General features: G+C 42.7%; 22 protein-coding genes and 1 pseudogene. 4 read left to right on the forward strand and 19 right to left on the reverse strand.

Going from position 1 to position 21,614, the window contains the following annotated elements:
- Positions 1-119: 119 nt before the first annotated feature.
- On the forward strand, positions 120-758 hold the full coding sequence (gene plsY, locus G7Y42_RS09690; protein WP_165005898.1) for a glycerol-3-phosphate 1-O-acyltransferase PlsY: 639 nt from the start codon (positions 120-122) through the stop codon (positions 756-758).
- An 85-nt stretch (positions 759-843) separates the two neighbouring features.
- Here plsY and G7Y42_RS09695 read toward each other — a convergent pair whose 3' ends face one another.
- From G7Y42_RS09695 to ylqF, 10 genes are all read right to left on the reverse strand, one after another.
- Entirely contained in the window at positions 844-1,719 is an 876-nt protein-coding gene (locus G7Y42_RS09695) for an aldose 1-epimerase family protein (RefSeq protein WP_165005897.1), read from the reverse strand.
- Between the two features lie 67 nt (positions 1,720-1,786).
- Positions 1,787-2,578, reverse strand: a complete 792-nt coding sequence (codY, locus tag G7Y42_RS09700; protein WP_165005896.1) for a GTP-sensing pleiotropic transcriptional regulator CodY — start codon at positions 2,576-2,578, stop codon at positions 1,787-1,789.
- A 15-nt stretch (positions 2,579-2,593) separates the two neighbouring features.
- On the reverse strand, positions 2,594-3,994 hold the full coding sequence (gene hslU, locus G7Y42_RS09705) for an ATP-dependent protease ATPase subunit HslU (RefSeq protein WP_165005895.1): 1,401 nt from the start codon (positions 3,992-3,994) through the stop codon (positions 2,594-2,596).
- A gap of 15 nt (positions 3,995-4,009) precedes the next feature.
- Positions 4,010-4,558 carry an HslU--HslV peptidase proteolytic subunit gene (hslV, locus tag G7Y42_RS09710; RefSeq protein WP_165005894.1) on the reverse strand — a complete coding sequence of 183 codons (549 nt, stop codon included), beginning with the start codon at positions 4,556-4,558 and terminating at the stop codon, positions 4,010-4,012.
- 40 nt (positions 4,559-4,598) lie between these two features.
- Positions 4,599-5,498, reverse strand: coding sequence for a tyrosine recombinase XerC (gene xerC, locus G7Y42_RS09715; protein WP_165005893.1), 900 nt, complete (start codon positions 5,496-5,498; stop codon positions 4,599-4,601).
- A gap of 243 nt (positions 5,499-5,741) precedes the next feature.
- Positions 5,742-7,067: an FADH(2)-oxidizing methylenetetrahydrofolate--tRNA-(uracil(54)-C(5))-methyltransferase TrmFO gene (gene trmFO, locus G7Y42_RS09720; RefSeq protein ID WP_165005892.1), complete on the reverse strand. Its 1,326-nt coding sequence runs from the start codon at positions 7,065-7,067 to the stop codon at positions 5,742-5,744.
- 33 nt (positions 7,068-7,100) lie between these two features.
- Positions 7,101-9,179, reverse strand: a complete 2,079-nt coding sequence (topA, locus tag G7Y42_RS09725) for a type I DNA topoisomerase (protein ID WP_165005891.1) — start codon at positions 9,177-9,179, stop codon at positions 7,101-7,103.
- Between the two features lie 125 nt (positions 9,180-9,304).
- Positions 9,305-10,159 carry a DNA-processing protein DprA gene (gene dprA, locus G7Y42_RS09730; protein ID WP_165005890.1) on the reverse strand — a complete coding sequence of 285 codons (855 nt, stop codon included), beginning with the start codon at positions 10,157-10,159 and terminating at the stop codon, positions 9,305-9,307.
- A gap of 60 nt (positions 10,160-10,219) precedes the next feature.
- The gene (locus tag G7Y42_RS09735; protein ID WP_165005889.1) at positions 10,220-10,987 is read right to left on the reverse strand and encodes a ribonuclease HII; all 768 of its coding nucleotides are present in this window, start codon (positions 10,985-10,987) and stop codon (positions 10,220-10,222) included.
- Positions 10,980-11,840, reverse strand: a complete 861-nt coding sequence (ylqF, locus tag G7Y42_RS09740) for a ribosome biogenesis GTPase YlqF (protein WP_165005888.1) — start codon at positions 11,838-11,840, stop codon at positions 10,980-10,982. Before ylqF ends, G7Y42_RS09735 begins: the two co-directional genes overlap by 8 nt.
- Positions 11,841-12,025: 185 nt before the next feature.
- On the opposite strand from ylqF, the gene G7Y42_RS09745 reads away from it, so the two are divergent.
- Both G7Y42_RS09745 and G7Y42_RS09750 read left to right on the forward strand, forming a co-directional pair.
- Complete coding sequence (locus G7Y42_RS09745; RefSeq protein ID WP_165005887.1) at positions 12,026-12,424, forward strand: VOC family protein; 399 nt, start codon at positions 12,026-12,028, stop codon at positions 12,422-12,424.
- A gap of 151 nt (positions 12,425-12,575) precedes the next feature.
- Positions 12,576-13,115 carry a folate family ECF transporter S component gene (locus tag G7Y42_RS09750; RefSeq protein ID WP_165005886.1) on the forward strand — a complete coding sequence of 180 codons (540 nt, stop codon included), beginning with the start codon at positions 12,576-12,578 and terminating at the stop codon, positions 13,113-13,115.
- A 72-nt stretch (positions 13,116-13,187) separates the two neighbouring features.
- Here G7Y42_RS09750 and lepB read toward each other — a convergent pair whose 3' ends face one another.
- From lepB to G7Y42_RS09780, 6 genes are all read right to left on the reverse strand, one after another.
- Entirely contained in the window at positions 13,188-13,739 is a 552-nt protein-coding gene (gene lepB, locus G7Y42_RS09755; RefSeq protein WP_165005885.1) for a signal peptidase I, read from the reverse strand.
- A gap of 125 nt (positions 13,740-13,864) precedes the next feature.
- Complete coding sequence (locus G7Y42_RS09760; RefSeq protein WP_165005884.1) at positions 13,865-14,092, reverse strand: YozE family protein; 228 nt, start codon at positions 14,090-14,092, stop codon at positions 13,865-13,867.
- Positions 14,089-14,607 (reverse strand): peptide-methionine (S)-S-oxide reductase MsrA, encoded by a 519-nt coding sequence (gene msrA / locus G7Y42_RS09765; protein WP_165005883.1) that lies wholly within the window; start codon positions 14,605-14,607, stop codon positions 14,089-14,091. Before msrA ends, G7Y42_RS09760 begins: the two co-directional genes overlap by 4 nt.
- A gap of 20 nt (positions 14,608-14,627) precedes the next feature.
- Positions 14,628-15,326, reverse strand: a complete 699-nt coding sequence (locus G7Y42_RS09770) for a YpmS family protein (RefSeq protein ID WP_165005882.1) — start codon at positions 15,324-15,326, stop codon at positions 14,628-14,630.
- Between the two features lie 4 nt (positions 15,327-15,330).
- A complete protein-coding gene (locus G7Y42_RS09775; protein ID WP_165005881.1) occupies positions 15,331-16,227 on the reverse strand; it encodes an SGNH/GDSL hydrolase family protein in 897 nt (298 codons plus the stop codon).
- Between the two features lie 154 nt (positions 16,228-16,381).
- A complete protein-coding gene (locus tag G7Y42_RS09780) occupies positions 16,382-17,224 on the reverse strand; it encodes a DegV family protein (RefSeq protein ID WP_165005880.1) in 843 nt (280 codons plus the stop codon).
- 129 nt (positions 17,225-17,353) lie between these two features.
- Here G7Y42_RS09780 and G7Y42_RS09785 point away from each other — a divergent pair, with 129 nt between their 5' ends.
- Complete coding sequence (locus G7Y42_RS09785) at positions 17,354-18,007, forward strand: hemolysin III family protein (protein WP_165005879.1); 654 nt, start codon at positions 17,354-17,356, stop codon at positions 18,005-18,007.
- A gap of 69 nt (positions 18,008-18,076) precedes the next feature.
- On the opposite strand, the gene G7Y42_RS09790 is transcribed toward G7Y42_RS09785, so the two are convergent.
- The 3 genes and pseudogenes from G7Y42_RS09790 to G7Y42_RS09800 all read right to left on the reverse strand — a co-directional run bounded on the left by G7Y42_RS09790 (position 18,077) and on the right by G7Y42_RS09800 (position 21,468).
- Positions 18,077-18,586, reverse strand: a complete 510-nt coding sequence (locus G7Y42_RS09790) for a dihydrofolate reductase (protein ID WP_165005878.1) — start codon at positions 18,584-18,586, stop codon at positions 18,077-18,079.
- Between the two features lie 19 nt (positions 18,587-18,605).
- A complete protein-coding gene (locus G7Y42_RS09795) occupies positions 18,606-19,553 on the reverse strand; it encodes a thymidylate synthase (protein ID WP_165005877.1) in 948 nt (315 codons plus the stop codon).
- Between the two features lie 11 nt (positions 19,554-19,564).
- Positions 19,565-21,468, reverse strand: a pseudogene (locus G7Y42_RS09800) (ABC-F family ATP-binding cassette domain-containing protein).
- Positions 21,469-21,614 lie beyond the last annotated feature (146 nt).

A 21,614-nucleotide genomic window follows, 5' to 3' on the forward strand; every position in this document is an offset into this window, starting at 1 on the left:
ACACTCCTTATTTTCGATTATTTACTATCCCCGCCCGTATCTTTCAATTTTTTCAATTGTTCCTCTTGTCTATTCATGCTAAAATAAACATTAGTTTTCAACTTGAAAGAGGGAAAAAAATGAAATTGATCTTATTACTTATTGTAGCATACCTTTTGGGTTCTATTCCTTCAGGTGTCTGGGTGGGGAAATTGTTTTTTAAAAAAGATATCCGCCAGCACGGAAGCGGGAATACCGGAACAACAAATACATTCAGAGTGTTGGGCAAAACTGCTGGTATCATTGTCTTGCTAATGGATATCCTTAAAGGGACGCTGGCGACCTGTCTGCCGCTGATTTTCCATCTTTCCTCAGTGAACCCTCTTTGGTTCGGTGTCTGCGCGATCTTAGGGCATACTTTTCCCATTTTTGCCGGATTCAAAGGCGGAAAAGCAGTTGCGACTAGTGCAGGGATGTTATTAGGATTCAATCCTGTGTTCTTTGTTTATTCTTGTATCATTTTTATCATCAGTTTGTTTTGTACGAGTATGGTCAGTTTGAGCAGCATGATCAGTGCAGTGCTGATCACGTTGTCCACGATTGCGCTTCCTTACGTCGCTCCGATGATTCTGCCAGAACCGAACTGGCTGCTTACGATCATTGCTTTCTTAGTCTCTTCCTTTATTTTCTACCGACACAAGGAAAATATCCAGCGAATCAGGAACCATACTGAAAGCCGTGTGCCTTTCGGTTTGAACAGCAGTAAGAAAAAATCTTAAAAAACGTAACGTGACATAAAAACAGTTGACTGCGGCAAAAGCAGCCAACTGTTTTTTTAGTTTGAGAAAGTGGTGATTCGTGTCTTTATTTGACAGTGATCGAGTATTTTGTCTTGAAGATTTCATGGGCACCAAGCTGATTGATACCTACTTTCTCCATCAAGTTCCCGTTACTTTCCATCGTATCTGCAATCCCGCACCAAGGTTCGATACAAACGAATGGCGCTTCTTTTGGATACGGAGACCAAATCCCGACATACGGCATGTCCTTATAGCTCAATGTGACGCTGTGGATCGATTTTTCGCTTCGGATCGCATAAGCATTCAGTCCTCTTGTTTCGAAAACTAGCGCATCCTGATTGAATAGCTCCCGATTCAAGGCCAAATTCGTATTCGTCTGCCCGAGCGTCTTTTGTTCCATATCAATAAAAGGACCATTCAAAGGCAAACGCAACCTTGATTTCAATGGAGAAAATGCCAGATAAAAATCATCAAATGACAGCCCTTTTTCTAGTGGTACATTGAAAGCGGGATGGCCGCCGATCGAAAAGAACATCTCCTCTTCTCCGACGTTTGCTACCTGATAATGGACAGTGATCCCGTCTCCGCCCAATTCATAAGAAATCACCAATTCGAAATCAAACGGATAATTCTTTTTGGTTTCCGGCGTACTTCTCAAAAGAAAACTTGCTAATTCCGTTCCTTGTTCAATGACTTCAAAATCCATGTCTCTGGCAAAGCCGTGCTGACTCATAGAATAGGTTTTTCCTCGATACGTATATTGATCGTTCTTCAATCGCCCGACAAACGGGAAAAGAACAGGTGCATGTCTGCCCCAATATTCTGGATCACCTTGCCAGATGTATTCCAGATCATGTTCTTTTGATCTTAAACTGATCAATTCTGCGCCATGTTCAGCTATTTCAGCAATGAGCTGATCATTTTGAATAATAACAGTCATTGTAACTCCTCCATCTTCGCCATACTTTTATCATGCCAGCACTCATTCAACACTGACTACGTTGCTATCAATAACTATGTTTTGCTAATTCTTCTTTAAATCGGGGGTTTAACACTTTCAGATACGTTCCTTTCATTCCTAACGAACGTGATTCAATGATTCCCGCAGATTCCAGTTTGCGTAAAGCATTGACGATAACCGAACGTGTGATCCCTATTTTATCAGCAATATTCGAAGCAGTCAACCGGCCTTCGTCTCCGTCCAACGCATCAAAAATAGCTTGCACAGCTTTCAGTTCACTATAAGACAACGTGTTGATTGCCATCTGGACAGCTGTAGCACTTCGCACATCTGCCTCGATACTGCGAGATTTCTGGTAAAGGATCTGCATCCCGACAACAGTCGCACCATATTCTGCCAATACGAGATCGTCATCTGCGAATGCCTGCTCCATACGGGACAAAATGATCGTTCCCAAGCGTTCACCTGCACCAAAGATTGGCACCACCGTCGTCAAGCCAAATGGGTATTTTTCTCGTGATTCAACAGGGAACGCTGTGATGTCGCTTGTGATCGGGATATTCGCTTCTGTTTTCATCAGCTGAGCGACTGTATCCGTGTAGGATTCGGGAAACTGTTTTTCAACAAACATCGTTTTGATCCGTTCATTATTGACATCATGGCGTTCATTATAGCCTAAGAGTACGCCGTTGCTGCCGATAATATACGTATTGCTGTCTAGGATTCCTCCTAATGTCACAGCCATTTTATCGTAAGGCAAATCTGCTTGCATATCAAAAGTATTCTTTTGCTGCAAAAGTGTGTTTATCTTGCGGGTTTTCGTTAGCAAGTCTGTCATGTTCGTCCTCCGATTTTATAATATATAGCGGCTTAGATCTTCGTTTGCCGCAATGGATCCTAATTTGTCATCTACGTAAGCTTCGGTGATCGTGATCTCACCCATCTGCATGTCTGGTGCTTCAAATAACAAGTCTTCAAGCAGTTTTTCCAGAATCGTGTGGAGTCTTCGTGCCCCGATATTATCTGTGTCACGATTCACATCAAAAGCGATTTGTGCGATCCGCTCGATTGCTTCTTTCGTAAAGGTCACTGAAACATTCTCTGTCCCGATCAGTGCAACATATTGTTTGATCAGTGCGTTGTTCGGTTCAGTCAAGATCTTGACGAAATCTTCTGTAGAAAGATCATCTAGTTCTACGCGGATCGGGAAACGTCCTTGCAATTCCGGGATCAGATCACTTGGTTTTGACAAGTGAAACGCGCCAGAAGCGATGAACAAGACGTGATCTGTCTGGATAACTCCGTATTTCGTATTCACTTGGGAGCCTTCGACGATCGGCAAGATGTCTCGTTGTACGCCTTCTCGTGATACTTCACCTGATTGCTGAGATTTCGAAGTGATCTTATCGATTTCATCGATGAAGATGATGCCGCTTGATTCAGCTAATTTAATTGCTTCGCTATGGATGTCCGCATCTTTCACTAGTTTAGCTGACTCTTCTTTGATCAGCAGTTCCAATGCTTCTTTGACAGTCACAGTACGCTCGATTTTTTTCTTTGGTGTCAATGCACCGAGTGTTTCGTTCAAATCGATCCCCATTTGTTCCAGTCCGTTGTTCATCATCGGTGCTGGTTTTTTCTGATCTTCCACTTCGATCGTGACTTCTCGATTGTCCAGCAAGCCTTTTTGCAGCTGTTCTAAGACGGTACGGCGATTCACCCGAATGTCTTCTGTGACTTCTTCTTGCGGTTCTGCCATATTCTGCTGAGAAGCATTGAACAAGTTCATCATTTGTTCGAATTGGTTGGTTGATTGTTTCTGTTCTTTTTTGATGCCAGGTACTAATACTTTCACTAACCGTTTTTCTGCATTTTTCTTGGCACTTGAATATACACGACTGTATTGTTCTTTTTCGACGATCTGGATCGCATTTTCCACGAGATCTCGGACCATTGATTCCACGTCTCTGCCGACATAGCCGACTTCTGTGAATTTGGTTGCTTCGACTTTTACAAATGGCGCATTGACGATTTTTGCCAAACGACGAGCGATCTCTGTTTTCCCGACACCAGTTGGTCCGATCATCAACATGTTTTTAGGTGTGATGTCCTGCTGCATTTTTTCGTCCAGCTGCAGACGGCGGTAGCGGTTACGTAAAGCAACAGCGACAGATTTTTTCGCTGCCTGTTGTCCTACGATATATTCATCTAATTCACTGACGATTTGTCGTGGTGTTTGTTTTAATTCATTCATTCGTGATTCACCTCGTTATAGTTCTTCTACAATAATATTATGGTTGGTAAAGATACAGATATCTGCTGCGATATTCAACGCGTTTTCTGCGATTTCTTTGGCACTCATCTCGTTATGTGCATAATTCTTCATTGCTCGAGCAGCAGCTAATGCAAAATTACCGCCGGAACCGATAGCTAGAATACCATCATCTGGTGTAATGACTTCTCCAGTTCCTGAAACAAGAAGCATCTCTTTGTCGTTCATAACGATCAGCATTGCTTCTAGCTTCTGCATCGATTGTTGTGTACGCCATTCTTGCGCAAGTTCAACAGCTGCACGTTGTAGATTCCCGTTATATTCATTGAGCTTGCCTTCAAATTTTTCTTCTAATGTGAATGCATCTGCTACACTTCCTGCAAAGCCGACAACTACTTCATCGTTATAGATGCGTCGCACTTTTTTAGCTGTTCCTTTCATAACGACCGATTCACCCATCGTTACCTGACCATCTCCGGCCATAGCAAATTTGCCATCTTTTTCAACTGCACAGATCGTGGTTGAATGGAATTGTGATTCTACCATATTTGTGTTCCTCCTAAATCGATTATTCTCTAACGTTTCTTTACGCTCTTGGATGGAAAGAGCGGTAATTTTTTTGTAAGCTTTCTTTTGTCACATGTGCATAGATCTGCGTAGTCGACAAATCAGCGTGTCCTAACAATTCTTGGACTGTCCGCATATCTGCTCCGTTATTCAGCAGATGTGTCGCAAAGGTATGCCGAAGCATATGAGGATGGATATCACTATCCAAGCTGCTTTTTTTGATCGCTTGATTCAAGACGTATTCGATCCCAGTCGGCGTGATTGGATCGCCATGATGATTGATGAATACGAAATCATGTTCTTTGTGGTACTTGTCCATCAAAAAGCGGCGACTCTTTTCAAAATATTCATGCAAGGCATCCTGTGCAAAAGAGCCTAACGGAGCATAACGCTCTTTATTCCCTTTTCCATGGATCAGCATGACCTCCGAATCGATATCTATATCCGAAACTTTCAAGCCGCTGCATTCGCTCAAACGGATCCCTGAACCATACAAGACTTCCAGCAATGCTCGATTTCTCAAATCCAACGGGCTGTCCCCAGCTACGCTATCAAATAAAACCTGCATTTCATTCTCATAAAAAAAGCGAGGCAATCTCAAGCTTTTCTTTTTAAGATGGACATAAGAAAAAGGATTTTCTTTCACTGCTTCTTCTTTCAGAAGGTAATGATAAAATGAGCGCAGACTAGCGATCTTCCGACTGATTGAGTTTCGACTGTATTCTTTATCTGACAACACACTCAGATAGACACGAACGTCTAAATGATTGATTTTCAGCAAGTCGGCATCCCCTGATTCTTCCAAAAATTCTTTGAAATCATCGATGTCTTCTTCGTATGCAGCTCTTGTCTTTTCGGAATACCCGCGTTCAACGATCAAGTAACGCAAAAACTTTTCTTCCCACGTTTGTTCTGTCATTTTCGCACCTTCCTTTTTATCCCAGAGATAAATTTAGCATAGCAGATGTGAAAAAACAAATAAATTGTCAGAATTTAATCAATATTTCTAAGTTTGTTCACAATTGGCGCAATTTATTACCTGATTATTTGAGAAATTCTTAAGAATAATCCTCACAGATACAGATCGATCGGAAATCACGTGCTTTTTCCTGACACACAAGAAAAAGAGCAAGACTGCTTGTCTCACCCTTATCCTTTAAGGCTAATTATTCGGTAATGCTTCTTTTGCTAATTCTTTTCTGACTTGTTCATTCGCTTCCAAAGCTCTTTGTGCTAAAGCTTCATAACGCGCTTTTTTATCTCTGATACGTTCTGGCAACTCTGGGAATAACCCGTAGTTTGCGTTCATTGGCTGGAAATGTTTTCCTTCTGCATGGGTAATGTAATAGGCCATGCTGCCGATTGCCGTTTCTTGTGGAAACTCGATCGGCACCATTTCTTTGGCAAGACGTGCTGCGTTGATCCCTGCAAGCAGTCCGCTCGCTGCACTCTCGACATATCCTTCCACACCGGTCATTTGTCCTGCAAAGAACAAGTCTTCACGTTTTTTCGACTGATAAGTCGGCTTCAATAATTCTGGTGAATTCATGAAACTGTTCCGATGCATCACTCCATAACGGACAAATTCTGCATTCTCCAGACCTGGAATCATTCGGAATACGCGTTTTTGTTCGCCCCATTTCAAATGTGTCTGGAAGCCAACGATGTTATACAAAGAAGCTGCTGCATTGTCCTGGCGCAGCTGGATCACTGCATATGGTCGTTTACCAGTCTTAGGATCTTCCAGCCCTACTGGTTTCATCGGTCCGAACAGCATCGTCTTGAAACCACGCTGAGCCATGACTTCGATCGGCATGCAGCCTTCGAAATATTTTTCTTTTTCAAAAGATTTCAGTTCAGCCACTTCGGCATTGACGAGCGCTTCGTGGAATGCTTTGAATTCCTCTTCTGTCATAGGACAATTCAGATAAGCTGCTTCACCTTTGTCATAACGTGATTTCAAATATACTTTGTCCATGTCGATCGTCGATTTGTCGACGATCGGTGCTGCTGCGTCATAGAAATAAAAACCATCGGAACCGTTGAATTCTTTGATACTTTCTGCCAACGGGTGCGAAGTCAAAGGACCAGTAGCGATCACTGTGATCCCTACAGGCAAAGCGGTGACTTCTTCGTTGACGACTGTCACTAACGGATGTTCCTTCACTTTTCGAGTGATGGTTTGAGAAAAAGAATCTCGGTCGACAGCTAATGCTCCGCCAGCAGGTACGGCTGTCTCGTCTGCGGATGTGATCACTACAGAATCTAAACGACGCATTTCCTCTTTTAATAATCCTACAGCATTCACTAAACTGTTTCCTCTCAATGAATTCGAACAGACAAGTTCTGCAAATTCTCCTGTATGGTGTGCTTCTGTCGTCTTCACTGGACGCATTTCATATAAACGGACTGGTACACCTGCTTGCGCGATCTGCCATGCAGCTTCGCTTCCAGCAAGCCCCGCACCGATAACATTAACTGTTTTCAACTAAAACCCTCTTTTCTTTTTATCTGCTATTTTTTATTTCTGAACGTCTTCTTCGTAATCGCCATTCACACAAACGACTTGTTTGCCGCCTTTGACTTTCTTTTCAACAAGGTAATGGTCACATTTTGGACAATTTCTGCCGATCGGTTTATCCCAAGATGTAAATTCGCATTCTGGGAAACGTGAGCAACCATAAAAAATCCTGTTTTTCTTAGACTTGCGTTCGATGACTTGTCCCTCATGACACAACGGACAAGTGACCCCGATTTCTTTGACGATTGGTTTCGTATTCCGACAGTCAGGGAAATTGCTGCAGGCATAGAACTTACCGTATTTTCCTAATTTGATCACCATCGGATGGCCACACACATCACAATCGAAGCCGGCTGGTTCATCTTTGATCTGGATTTTCTCGATCTTTTCTTCTGCATTGGTCAATTCTTTCTCAAATGGTTTGTAGAATCGGTCAACGACTTTCACCCACGCTTCTTTTCCTTCTTCGACCTTGTCCAGATCCCCTTCCATCTCTGCAGTGAAATGCACATCGACGATCTGAGGGAAAAACTCGCAGATCAGTGAATTGACGATTTCACCTAGCTCTGTAGGTTCGAATCTTTTTTGTGTCAGTTTTACATAATACCGGCGTTGGATCGTATCAAGCGTTGGCGCATAAGTAGATGGACGACCTACGCCATTTTCTTCCAATGCCCGGATCAGTGTCGCTTCATTGAATCTAGCTGGCGGTTGAGTAAAATGCTGTTTCGGTTCGATATCGACAGATTGGACGACATCTCCTTCTTCTAATTCAGGGAGAATATTTTCTTTGTCTTCTTTGCCGTCATCTCTTCCTTCGACATAGACCTGCATGAACCCTTTGAATTTCACTTTTGAGCCATTGGCAATGAAAATCACGCCGTTTTGCTCCAAGGTTACTTTCATCGTATCTAAAATCGCTGGTGTCATTTGACTAGCAACAAAACGTGACCAGATCAGTGTGTATAATTTCAGCTGATCCTTATCCAAGTATGCCTTCAATTCGTCAGGGGTCCGAAGCACACTGGTAGGTCTCACTGCTTCATGGGCATCTTGTGCGCCTTGCGCATTTTTGATTTTTCGATGATCATGGCTCGAGAATTCTTTGCCATATGTTTCTTCAATGAAAGAGGCTGCTTCTGCCTTTGCTGTATCTGCAATACGTGTCGAGTCGGTACGCATATATGTAATCAAACCGACTGTTCCTTGTTTCCCAAGAGTGATCCCTTCATAAAGCTGTTGGGCAACCATCATCGTTTTTCTTGTCCTGAAATTCAATTTTCGGGCAGCTTCCTGTTGAAGGCTGCTAGTCGTGAAAGGATTAGCAGGATTTCTTTTCCGCTCTTTCTTTTCTACTTTCTTGACATCGAAATCTTGACCTTCGATTCTGGAAGTGACTTCTTTTACTGTTTCAGCATTTGGCAATTTCTTTTTCTTGCCGTCGATCCCCCAAAAGTTCGCTTTGAATTTTTTACGAGCTTTTTTGAAGTTTCCGTCGATGCTCCAGTATTCTTCTGGGACGAAATCCCGTATTTCTTTTTCCCGATCGATAATGATCTTCAGTGCAACAGATTGGACACGGCCTGCACTCAAACCTTTCTTGACTTTGCGCCATAGGATCGGACTGATCGAGTAACCAACGATCCTGTCGAGTGTCCGACGAGCTTGCTGAGCATCTACTAGATCGACATTGATCGTGCGAGGTTCTTTGAACGCTGCTTTGACGGCATCTTTTGTGATTTCGTTAAAGACTACGCGATTCTTATCATTGAGATCCAACCCCAAAAGATAAGCTAAATGCCAAGCGATTGCTTCCCCTTCTCTATCCGGGTCACTTGCGAGATAAACTTTTTGCGCTTTTTTTGCCGCTGACTTCAAACTTTTGATGACATCGCCTTTACCGCGAATCGAAATATAATGAGGCTCGTAGTTGTTCTCGAAATCGATCCCCATCTTACTTTTCGGTAGATCTCTTATATGACCGACACTGGCCATTACTTTATAATTACGGCCAAGATATTTCTCAATCGTTTTGGCCTTTGCAGGTGATTCTACAATCACTAAATATTTATATGCCATTTCTGAATGGACTCCTTTCACTTGTCGTATTCCTACTATTTAAAAGAGAATTCGTACAAATCGTAGCTTATCATATCCATTCAGAAAACGTTTGTCAAGAAAAGCAAATGAAAAGCCTACTGTTATTATTTGAATTCAGCTAAGATGTCTTGCCCCGAAACCGCGCAAACGGCGCCGTCTTGGATCAAATGATGACATCCTGTAGAATGTTCTGTTAAAATATTTCCTGGAACAGAAAAAACCGTTCTCCCCAGATCCAGAGCTTGCTGCGCGGTGATCAGTGAACCACTTTTTTTCTTTGCCTCGATGACACAGGTCCCTTGGGATAAAGCGGCAATGATCCGATTCCTCATAGGAAAACGATGCTTCTTCGGACCTGCTTGTGGCGGGTATTCGCTGAGCAGCAAGTGCTCTTTTCCGATCTTTTCTTGCAGATCTCTGCTTTCTGGCGGATAAGCCTGATCGATTCCCGTACCGATCACACCGATCGTTTTCCCGCCACAATGGATGGCCGCATGATGGCTGAACGTATCGATCCCTTTGGCACAACCGCTGACGATCACATAACCAGCTTCAATCACCGGTCCTAAAAGACGATAGACCGTCTTACGCGCTAAGATAGAAGATCGTCTGCCGCCGACTACACTAAGCATCTTGCTATTAAGCAAAGTCAAGTCACCTTTGTAAAAGAGGATGATCGGAGGATAAGCCAAATGCAGGAGTTGCTGGGGATAACGCGGATCGAAGCAAGTGATGAACCGCCTTTCTTTCTTTAAAGATGCCCAGTTCTCTTCGATCTCAGTCCAGCTTTGTCGAAACAATTCCCGATGTGTCGTAATACGACCGATTTTTATGATTTCTTCAAAAGTGAGTATTTTTTTCGAGGATTGGATCAGATGACTGGCGACTAGCCACTTGCCTTGGCTGCTGATCCCTTTGGCGTAAGCCATTTTTAATAATTGTTCTTCTAAACGGTCCATAATAAAATCCGCCTTTCATGTGTCTTTTTTAATAAGATACGCAAAAAGCGGCAAAAATTTTTAATTTAGATATTTTTTTACAGGAGCAAAGCTTTTACGATGGATCGGCGTGATGCCAAAAGCTGCTAATCCATCCAGATGTTCTTTTGTCCCGTAGCCTGCATTGTGGTCAAATCCGTAGCCGGGATAAAGCTGGCCATAGTCTTTCATCAATCGGTCCCGATAAACTTTCGCAATGATACTTGCTGCAGCAATCGAAACGGACCGGGCATCTCCTTTAATGAGCTTTTCCTGCTGGATCGGCAAATCTAGTGTCATCGCGTCAATCAGCAAATAAGTTGGGGTGACTGACAGTTTCTCGACTGCTTGGATCATCGCTAACTTGCTTGCTTCATAAATGTTGACTTCATCGATCATATGCTCATCAACGATACCGATGCCGATTGCTACTGCTTTTTCCTGGATCTGTTCATAGAGCTCCTCACGTTTTTTCTCAGAGAGCTGTTTGGAATCATTCAGACCAAGGATCACTTCCTCACGTGGCAAAATGACGGCGGCAGCCACCACTGGACCTGCCAATGGCCCGCGTCCTACTTCATCGATCCCGGCGATCCATTGATGGCCTTGTTCATAGCCTTGTTTCTCAAACAATGACATTTCCTGGTATTTTTCTTTGACTAGCACTTCTTTTGCCAAGCGTCGTTCAAAGGACAGCAAAGCCTGCTGCACTCCTTTTCTGTTGTCTTGTCTCAAGTCTAGTAGCGAAGGATCATCTAAGGTATGGATCATTTTTAATCGTTCCTTGATGCTTTGGATCGACTCAGTCATCGTTTCCCTGCCCCATTTCTTCCCAGCGGTCGAGTGTGTAGCGTCCTAATTTCCCTTGCCGGATATCATGGACAACGAGTTCACTGCCTCGATCATAATCGTCTTTGTATCCGCGTTTGGCGGTGATAGCCATGAGCAAATCTGGTGCCAGTTGTTCTTCCTGATCTGTAGTCAATCCATAACGTTCACTGATTTTTCCTGGATAGTAACGTGTAAAAAAGTCCAGGCCGTAAATCGCCAAATCATCTAGATGGACAAGCTGATCTTTGATAGCACCAGTCAAAGCTAATTTTTTGCCGATTTCTTCGTCTTCGAATTTTGGCCACAGGATCCCTGGCGTATCAAGCAATTCCAGTTCACTGCCTAAACGCAACCACTGTTGGCCTTTCGTCACCCCGGGTTTGTTTCCTGTCTGGGCGATCTTCTTGCCGACTAAACGGTTCATCAATGTCGATTTCCCTACATTTGGAATCCCCAAAACCATAGCACGAATGGCTCGTGGCTTGATACCTCTTGCTGCATCACGTGCCCGTTTTTCTTTCAGTGCTTCTTTAGCTGCTGGTACAAGTCCTTTGATCCCCTTGCTTTCTTGCGCGGTGATCGCTAACGCTTGATGTCCTTGACTGCGGAAATATTCCTGCCACAAACGCGTTTGCTGCGGATCTGCCAAGTCTGCTTTGTTCAATAAAACAAGACGCGGTTTTTGCTGGATGATCTGATCCAGCATAGGATTGCGGGAAGACAACGGCAATCGTGCATCTACTAATTCAAATACGATATCTACATATTTCATTTTTTCAGAAACTTCACGGCGTGCTTTCGCCATGTGTCCTGGGAACCATTGGATGGTCATTGATCATTCAATTCCTTTCATGCCAGTAATCTTTCCTCATTTTAGCACATCTTCTTTTTTATGACTGAACTTTTTTGTTTTTGATCTGATAAAACGAAACAAAGAGTGTTTTTTTGGTAGACAAATTTTTTGACATCGTTTTCAAAATAAGAGATGATGTACAGACAGAAAGGAGACGATACAAAATGAACAGCATGGTTTTTGTCAATTTTCCAGTTGCCGATGTCACTCGCTCCGTTGCGTTTTATGAAAAGTTGGGTTTTAAGAAAAATGAAGAATATTCGAATGAGGAAGCTAGCTCGATGGTCTGGGACGATACGTTTTGGATCATGTTGCTATCTCATGATTTTTATAAAAAATTTATCAAAGACAAAGAGATCGCTGATAGCAAAAAAACAAGTGGTGCATTGATTTCCTTTAGTGTCGCAAGTGCGGATGAAGTAAGAAAATTTGCACAGATCGCCAAAGAAAACGGCGGCACTTTCCATGAAGTCGATATGGGCATGTCTGAAGATGACATGTTCTCTCTAGAAGTACAGGATCCAGATGGAAATACATTGGAACCTGTGTGGATGAGAATGTGACGAATAAAAGATGCGGCTGACCTTTTTGGTCTTTTAGCTGCATCTTTTTCATGTCCAAATGAATGAATATAAAATAAACCTCAAAGGTGTCATGACACCTTTGAGGTTTTATGGTATTCTTTTACTATCAATTAGTGAAGGAGCGATTTTTTTGAACACCTTGATGACCAGAAATATCTTTACTCTGCCAACGATGAACGCGAAACTGCTGTCGACTTCTGCCCTTTTATTAGCCCTTGACGTCATTCTTTACAAAATTGCGATTGGACCTGCCTATTTTCAAATAACATTCGGTTTCTTGAGTATGGCACTGATGGGGTATTTGTACGGACCGATCTGGGTGGGACTATTGGAGATGCTTTCGAACACCTTGAATTTCACTATTTTTGGTTCAGGAACATTCCAAGCGGCTTTTCTCCTCACTGCTTTTCTTGGCGGTTTCATCAATGGTCTACTGCTGTATGATAAAAAAATCAATCTGCTTTCTGTTATTATTGCTCAGTTGCTGATCATGGTCCCTGTCAGCTTGTTTATCAATTCGTGGCTGATGTCTGTACTGTTCGGGGCAGATTTCAAGGTGATCTTTTTGGGAAGAGTCATTCGTAACATGTTCCAGATACCTATCCAAGTGGCTGTCATTTATTCTTTCATCAAAGCATTGGAAGCAAGAAAAGTTTTCAAACGAACCTAGAGAAAAAAACAAAGAGACCGAAACTTCGTGTTTTGATCTCTTTGTTTTTTCTTCTTATTTTATTCTGATTTTTTACTTGATCCACTTGATCTCATCGAACGGATAATAGACAAATCTCGCTTTTCCCAATATATCAGCTTTTGACACTGTGCCAAATGAACGGCTATCCTTCGAAACTCGTCGATTATCTCCTAAGACAAAGTAACTATCACTGGGGAGCTTTGTCTCTCCTGTCAGCTCCTGTAAGTTGAAATCAGTGGTATAAGCAGCGTTCTCATGATCAGATCTGATGTTTTTCATTAAAAAAGGTTCCTTGACCACTTTCCCATCGATACGTAGCTGGTCATCCTGATAGCTGATCGATTCACCAGGTAGCCCGATGACCCGCTTGATATAGATCGTCCCATCAGATAACTGAAAAACAATGACATCGAATCGTTTGATCTCAGAGATTTTTTCCATCACTACCATGTTGCCCTGACTCAAAACGTTCTCCATCGAGTTGCCTTCGACAGGCACCGGTATAAACAAGAATCCTCTCAAGATAAAGGCGATAAAAATCGAGATGAGCAAGTATTTGAATATGAGCCAAAAGCGATCAATATAACGTTGTTTTTTTGTCAATATCCATCAATCCATCCCTCTTTTTGTCATTCTTTCTCCATTATAGAAAAAATAAGCAAAAATTGCGACTAGATCGCTGAATTTCTCTCTTTTTTCTCGTTTGCAGCAGATATAACTGCTGTTGACTATGTTTGATGATTGTTTTCCAAGTATTTTTCCCATGCTGTATCAAAGATATCCATCGATGGCAGATAATCGACCGTCATTTCCAGATAATTGGAGATCTCTTCATAGTCCGTACTGTGTTTCGGGAACTGGATGTCTTTTCCTGCTTCTGTGGCAAAAGCAGACAATGTATCATGAGCACCTCCGCCACGCAAAGTCATCAGATAATGGTAAAAGCTTCGATTCACGATTCAGTCCCCCAATTTTCTTCGATAAACGCAGCCCGGCGTGCATGGTTCCTGCTAAAATTCTCAGGATGTTTTTTATAATATTCCTGATGCTCTTCTTCTGCTAGATAAAAAGGTTGTGCCGGTTCGATGGTCGTCACGATCGGCTGATCGAAACGTCCGCTTTCAGCCAACTGTTTTTTACTTTTTTCTGCAACTTGCCGCTGTTCGTCCGTCAGGTAGAAAATCACTGGGCGATAATTGTCCCCACGATCTTCAAATTGTCCGAAGGCATCAGTAGGATCTGTCTGCTGCCAATATAATTCGACTAGTTCACGATAAGAGATCAGACTAGGATCATAGATGATTTCCACCGCTTCAGTATGCCCGGTGGTCTGGCTTTTCACTTGTTCATAGGTCGGATCAGGTACATGACCTCCTGTATAACCAGACATCACTGTATGGATGCCTAGTAATGTATCGAAAGGCTGGATCATGCACCAGAAGCAGCCGCCTGCAAATATTGCTCGTTCCATATTGCTCCTCCTCGTGAGATTTAGTTGTTCGATGCTTTGTCGTTCGTATCGCTTGAATTCGTTTTGTTTGTATCTTTGTTGGAAGCAGATGAATCAGCCGCATCTTTTGGCAAATAAAGACTGAAGCGAATATCATCATCCACTAGGTCGATTTTATCAGCCTTGATGTACATGCCGTTTTGCATCCGGAACTGGTCGAGCCGGAGCATGATCGTCAAATCATCTGTGTTTACTTCTACCCATTTAGGCAACTTGTAATTTCGTTTGATCATATTCATCACGTCTTTGATGGGCAGACTCAGCGTCCCGACCGATAAGCTCCTTGCTTTGAGCTGGACATTCCCGTTTTCCATCACGAATGGATCAAAGTACAGATAAAAATTGATAGGAAACCCTAAAACTTCAAAGGTGCCATTTAGCATCGCTTCATTTTCTAAATAAAATTTATATTCGATATCACTGTCTTTTTGATAATCAGATAAGAAAAAGCTGATCAGCTGATTGACTTTTTCTTTATTCGAATTGATCGTCAGTACTGGCTCACCCTGGCGCTCTGTAATAGCTGGTATCTCCGTGTATTCAGGTTCGCGGTTCGCAAAGATGCGGCTTCCTAAAAACACCGTAGAACCGATGACAATGCCGAGAAGGATCAGAAAAGCAAATTTCCAGTAATTCGCTTTTCGTGTTTCTTTTGCAATTGGTTTGGATCTTTTTTCCATTTTCTTATTTTTCCTCCTTCTTTGTCAGCCATTGATCTTGTGTTTGGATCAGCTGGTCTCTGACCGCGTTTGCCATCAGCTGATAGCCTAAGTTATTTGGATGGAAATGATCTTCTTCATACAAGACGTTGTTCTTTATCCCGTTCAGATTCTCCGTTGTACTGGTGGTTTGGTCCGTTCCCTCTTCTGTGATGCCGACTTCTTGGTTCAACCCTTGGTATAGCAGATCATTGATCGGGATGAAGTAACTGTTTTTAGTTTTCTTCACTACTGATTCTGTCCCGGTATTCCAGTTGTTGACGATGGTCTGCATATCGGTTATCTCTGGGAAATTCAGATAAAATGGATTGTAGATACCTAAAACATAGATCGGTGCCGATGGATTCAATGACCGGATCTCTTCAAGCAGATCTGTGACATTTTCCTGGTATTTTTTCAACGGTTTCTTGAATGAATTGACGCTTAGACCAAATAAATTGTTTTGGATCACTTTCATCAGGTCATTTCCGCCGACAGTCAGTGTGAGGAAGTCTGCGGATTTGATGTTTTCTTGGATTTTTTCGTTTTCTTTGACACGCTTCAGTATCTGGTCGCTTCGTTCGCCATTCACCCCATAGTTTTCTGTTTCAACAGCTATCAAGTCGTATCTATCTTTCAAGTCATTCGCAACTAAAGGGATGAAACCGCCTTGTTTCGTCTGGTCGCCTACTCCTTCAGTCAATGAATCGCCAATAGCAACATAGTGGAGCTTCTCTTTTCTATTTGGATCTGCTTTTACTGTCGCAGCGGGTTTTAATAACGGTCCTGCTTTAGGTACCGAAAATGAAAGCCCAGCATAGACCACTATAGCGATAATCAATGGGAACAAAACGAGGCTCAATTGTCGTTTTGTTAATTTCATTCTTTTCACCTCATGTATTCGATTGGTTCTAATATTATCAAAAATTCCATCAAAAAGGTAGCCTTTATGAAAAAAGAAAGAATTATTTTTTCGATCAAAAAAAGGACAAGTGCAATAGCCGAACCGGCTTTTGCCTCATCCTTATCCCTTGTTCTTAATCTACGTAATACATGATCGCAAATGCAGCCTTCCCTGTATGAGTAGCAATGACCGGATTCGTGTGAAGGACAGGGATATTCATATCAGGAAACAGCTCCTGTAGCCCTTCTTTGAATTCTTGTGCAAGCTCTTTTGCATCTGCATGAGATATGCCGATTTGACGGACATTCGGAATTTCTTTCAATTCTTTTTTCAAATTATTGAACCATTTGTCGAAGGTTTTCTTCCCGCGGCCTTTTGCTACTGGGATCAATTCAGAATGCGTGAAATTCATCACCACTCGAATATTCAATACACTGGACAATAACCCGGTCGTTCGGCTGATCCTGCCGCCTTTTACCAAATTGTCTAAAGTCGAGATACCAATATACAGTTTAGTGTTGTCCTGTACTTTCTTGACTTCTTCCAGGATCTCTTCTACTGATTTCCCTTCTTTGGCCAACTCAGCTGCACGGATTACTTGGAAAGACAATCCTTGGTCTGTCGTATCGCTATCGATGACAGTCACTTTTGTTTTTGTCAGATTGCTTGCTTGACGTGCAGCTTCAACGGTCCCGCTCAAGCCTTTCGTCATATGGATCGAGATCACTTCACTGCCATCTGCTCCTAAAGCATCATACATCGAGATGAATTCACCAATTGGAGGCTGGCTTGTTTTCGGCAATGATTTCGCTTCTGCCATCATCCGCATGAATCTTTCCCCATCTAGCTGATCATCATCTGGGTAGACAACACCGTCAATCATGATCGATAACGGCATAACATGAATATTCAAATCATCTCGCACAGTCTGCTCCATCGTGCAAGAAGAATCTGTTACAATTTTTACATTTTTCATTATTTTATCACTCTTTCTTTAACAAGATGCCTTATTCATGTTAAACTACATCTAAGGCAATTTCTATTTTTAGTATAACAGACAAATGATGTTTTTTCATTAATTACACCTAGTAAAGGAGCCGTTTTCATGGAAAAAACCAAATTTAACCATACGTATCAGATCATTAACGAAGTCTTCAATGCGGTCACTCATGGAATTGGTACCGGTTTAAGCATTGCCGGTCTCGTTGTGCTTCTCATAAAGGGTTCGCAGTTGCATTCTCCTATCCACGTCGTCTCTTATGCGATTTACGGTGCCATGATGATTTTGTTATTTTTAACATCAACGCTGTTCCATTCGCTGATTTTTACAAAAGCAAAAAAAGTTTTCCAAGTATTGGATCACAGTTCTATTTTCCTTTTGATCGCCGGAAGCTACACCCCGTTTTGTTTGCTTAGTATTCGTGGTTGGTTGGGTTGGACCCTATTCAGTCTGATTTGGCTTTTTGCGATTTTAGGCATCATTTACAAGGCATTGACACTCCATAAAAAAGAACGGGTCTCCAAAATCTCTACGATCATCTATATTTTTATGGGCTGGCTCTGTGTCGTCGCAGCCGTACCTCTTTACCATTCACTTGGTCTGACCGGCGTGATATTGATGGTAGCTGGCGGACTGTCGTATACGATCGGCGCATTTTTCTATAGTTTGCAGTCTGTCCGTTTCATGCATGTCGTGTGGCATCTGTTTGTTATGTTAGGTGCAGGATTCATGTACTTTTCAGTCTTATTCTTCACTTAATGAAAAGGTCATTTCTTAAACTGGTTCTTACTGAACAGTTGTTTAAGGAATGACCTTCTTTTTTTGCTATTATTCACCTTGTGACTGGTTTTCGTTGCGCTGATAGGTCTCGAATTGATGTGCATAGAGATTGTTCTCGTCCACTTCTCCTTGGCTTTGGTTGATCAATGACCACTCTGACCAGTCCACAGGAGGAAAGTAGGTATCGCCATCAAACGTGTGATGGATCACCGTTCGATAAAGGACCGTGCATAATGGCAAGAACTCTTTGTAGATCGCCGAACCTCCAGCAATGAAAATGATGCCGTCTGTCTCTTTCTCAAATGCTGCTACTTCTTCTACGCTATGCATGACCGTCACGCCTTCTGCCTGATAATCAGGATCGCGAGTCAAAACGATCGTTTGCCGATTCGGCAACGGGCGGCCGCCCATCCCTTCAAAGGTCTTTCTCCCCATGACCAGGATATTGGACTCGGTCATCTGCTTGAAAAACTTCAAATCATTCGGCAGCCGCCAAGGAAGTCTGTCTTCTTTTCCGATCAGACCATTTTCATCCTGTGCCCAAATTGCTGCTAACATATTCTCATCCTTTCTGATCTCAAACAGCGATCGGTGCTTTTATCGCCGGATGCGGATCATATCCTTCCAGTTGGATATCTTCCATTTCAAAATCAAATACTGATTGTTTCTCCTGATTCAAAACTAAAGTAGGAAATGCTCGTGCTTCTCGGCTCAGCTGTTCTTTCATCTGTTCAACATGGTTGGAATACAAATGAGCATCACCTAATGTATGGATGAATTCACCAACTTCCAGACCAGTCTCGTGTGCAATCAGGTGTGTCAGCAATGCGTAGCTTGCGATATTGAATGGGACACCTAAAAAGACATCACCGCTTCGCTGATACAGCTGACAGCTCAACCGTCCATCTTGCACGTAAAACTGGAACATCGTATGACAAGGCGGTAGAGCCATGCTTGGTACATCTTCTGGATTCCAGGCAGAAACGATCAAGCGTCTGGAGTCTGGCGTTTTTTTGATAGCTTCGATCACTTCTTTGATTTGATCGATGAATCCGCCGTCCTTTGTTTCCCAATGACGCCATTGGTAACCATAGATGTGACCGAGATCACCGTATTTTTCAGCAAAAGCATCGTCGTTCACGATCTTTTCACAAAACAGGCGGCTTTGTTCTTTGTAGCGTTCATTGAATTCGGGATCTGTCAAACTGCGATGGCCAAAATCTGTCATGTCAGGACCAGTATAATCCTCGCTCTTGATATACCGTTCAAATGCCCATTCATCCCAGATATGGTTCTTGTTTTCCAAAAGGTAACGGATATTGGTATCACCTTTCAAAAACCAAAGCAACTCGCTTTTGATCAGTCCAAAAGGTACTCGTTTCGTCGTCAGTAAGGGAAAACCTTTTTGCAAGTCAAAACGCATCTGATAACCAAAAAGACTAAGTGTTCCTGTACCAGTCCGGTCTCCTTTTTGATGTCCTTCTTCTAACAGCTTTTTTCCAAGGTCAAGGTATGCTTGTTCCATTCTTTCTCCTCCTAATCTTCCGCCCATTCACTCAAGTATTCCCAGCGTGCCATTTTCTCTTCCAATTTCGTCTCAGTTTCAGAGACTTCTTTTTGCAGTTCTTGAAGCCGAGTGAAGTCATCTCCCTGATGGTTCATCTCTTCTTGCAGCACAGACAGCTGTTCTTCTAATTCCGCGATGTCGTCTTCGATCGTTTCCCATTCTTTTTGTTCCATGTAGGAAAGCTTCTTCTTTTTCTGCTGTGTTTTGTCATTTTTATCGATGTTCATCTCAGCTTTTGACTTGTCTTTTTCTGCAGTTGCATGCTGTACTTCTTTTTGCTTCAGTAAATAACCTGACATATCGCCATAGTACAGTTCCTGCTGACCGTTCCCGAGAAATACGAGGAGTTTCTCTGCTACTTTATCTAAGAAATAACGGTCATGAGATACAGTGATAACAGCGCCCGGGAAGCTTCGGAAATAGTCTTCTAAGATCGTCAGTGTGGCAATATCCAAATCGTTGGTCGGTTCGTCCAGCAATAAGACATTTGGCTGCTGGATCAGTAGTTTGAGCAAATAAAGTCGTCTTTTTCCCCGCCGGAAAGCTTGCCGATCAATGTCCCATGCATAAATCTAGGGAATAGAAAACGTTCTAGAAGCTCTGCCACACCAATTTGGGAACCATCTGCTGTTTGTGCTTCTTCTGCGGCTTCCTGCAAATAAGCGATCATCCGCTTATCTGGAGCCATCTCTTCATTTTCCTGAGTATAATAAGCGAGTTTCACTGTTTCTCCGATGGAAAGCGACCCGCTGTCCAGTGGGATACGTCCAGCCAGAATATTCAGCAGCGTCGATTTCCCCGCACCGTTTTTCCCTGTGATTCCCAATCGTTCTCTTGATTGAATCAGCAATTCCAAATGCTCAATCAATGTTTTTCCATCAATTGAGTAGCTGCCGTCTTTGATCTCCAGCACTTTTTTGCCTAATCGCTGTGTTGCGATGTTCAATTCCAGATCCTCTTCCTGATTGACTTGGTACAAGTTTTCTTTCAGATCCTCGAAACGGTTGATCCGTGCCTGCTGCTTCGTTCCACGAGCTTGTACGCCTGCGCGCATCCATGCAAGTTCTTGCTTGTAAAGTCGCTTCCGCTTTTCTTCCTGCTCTACTTCTACTCGATCACGTTCTGCTTTTTCTAAGACATAAGCTTCGTAATTCCCTTTGTATTCATGTAGCTGCCCGAATGCCAGCTCAAAAATCCGGTTGGTCACTCGATCAAGGAAGTACCGATCATGTGTCACCATCAGCAAAGCGCCGCGATATTGCTTCAAATAGGCTTCCAGCCATTCGATCGCTTCATAATCCAGGTGGTTCGTCGGTTCATCCAGCAGCAGCAGATCTGGTTCGTCGATCAGTACTTGCGCTAAGCTGACTCGTTTTTTCTGCCCGCCTGAAAGCTCCCCGATCTTCTTGTCCAATTCGCTGATGCCTAGCTTTTGCAAAATGATCTTTGCATTAGTATCTGTCGTCCATGCATCGTCCTTGTTCATCTGCTCTTCCGCTTTTGCGTAGCGCTTTTGTACTTCAGGCGCATCCCCGTTTTCTGCCAATTGGATCAATGCCTCTTCATAGGCGCGAACCGTTCGGATCAAAGGGCTAGTGCCTTGAAAAACCGCCTTTAGCACGGTGATATCTTCTGAGAAGTCCGATGTCTGTGAAAGATAGCCGATCCGATAGTCATTGGGGTAAAAAACCGCTTGGCGATCGCCATCTCCGCTATCGATTCCCGCTAAAATATTTAACAGACTTGTTTTTCCTGTCCCATTCGTCCCAATCAAACCGATCCGATCTTTTTCGTGGATCAAAAAAGAGATTCGGTCAAACAAATCTTTTTCTCCATAAGTTTTTTTGAGGTCAGTTACTTTTAATTCTTTCAACACATTCCCTCCTTATCTTGGTTATTGTATCATAAAAATGACTGATTACAGATACCTTTTTTACTTGATTTCAGCTTTTTTGTTCGAGTAAAAAAGAACAGGACCATCCGATCCTGTTCTGAAGTAATTTATTTTTTTGCCATTTC

The organism is Enterococcus sp. ZJ1622, assembly GCF_011038845.1.
In the GTDB taxonomy this organism is placed as follows: Bacteria; Bacillota; Bacilli; order Lactobacillales; family Enterococcaceae; genus Enterococcus_B.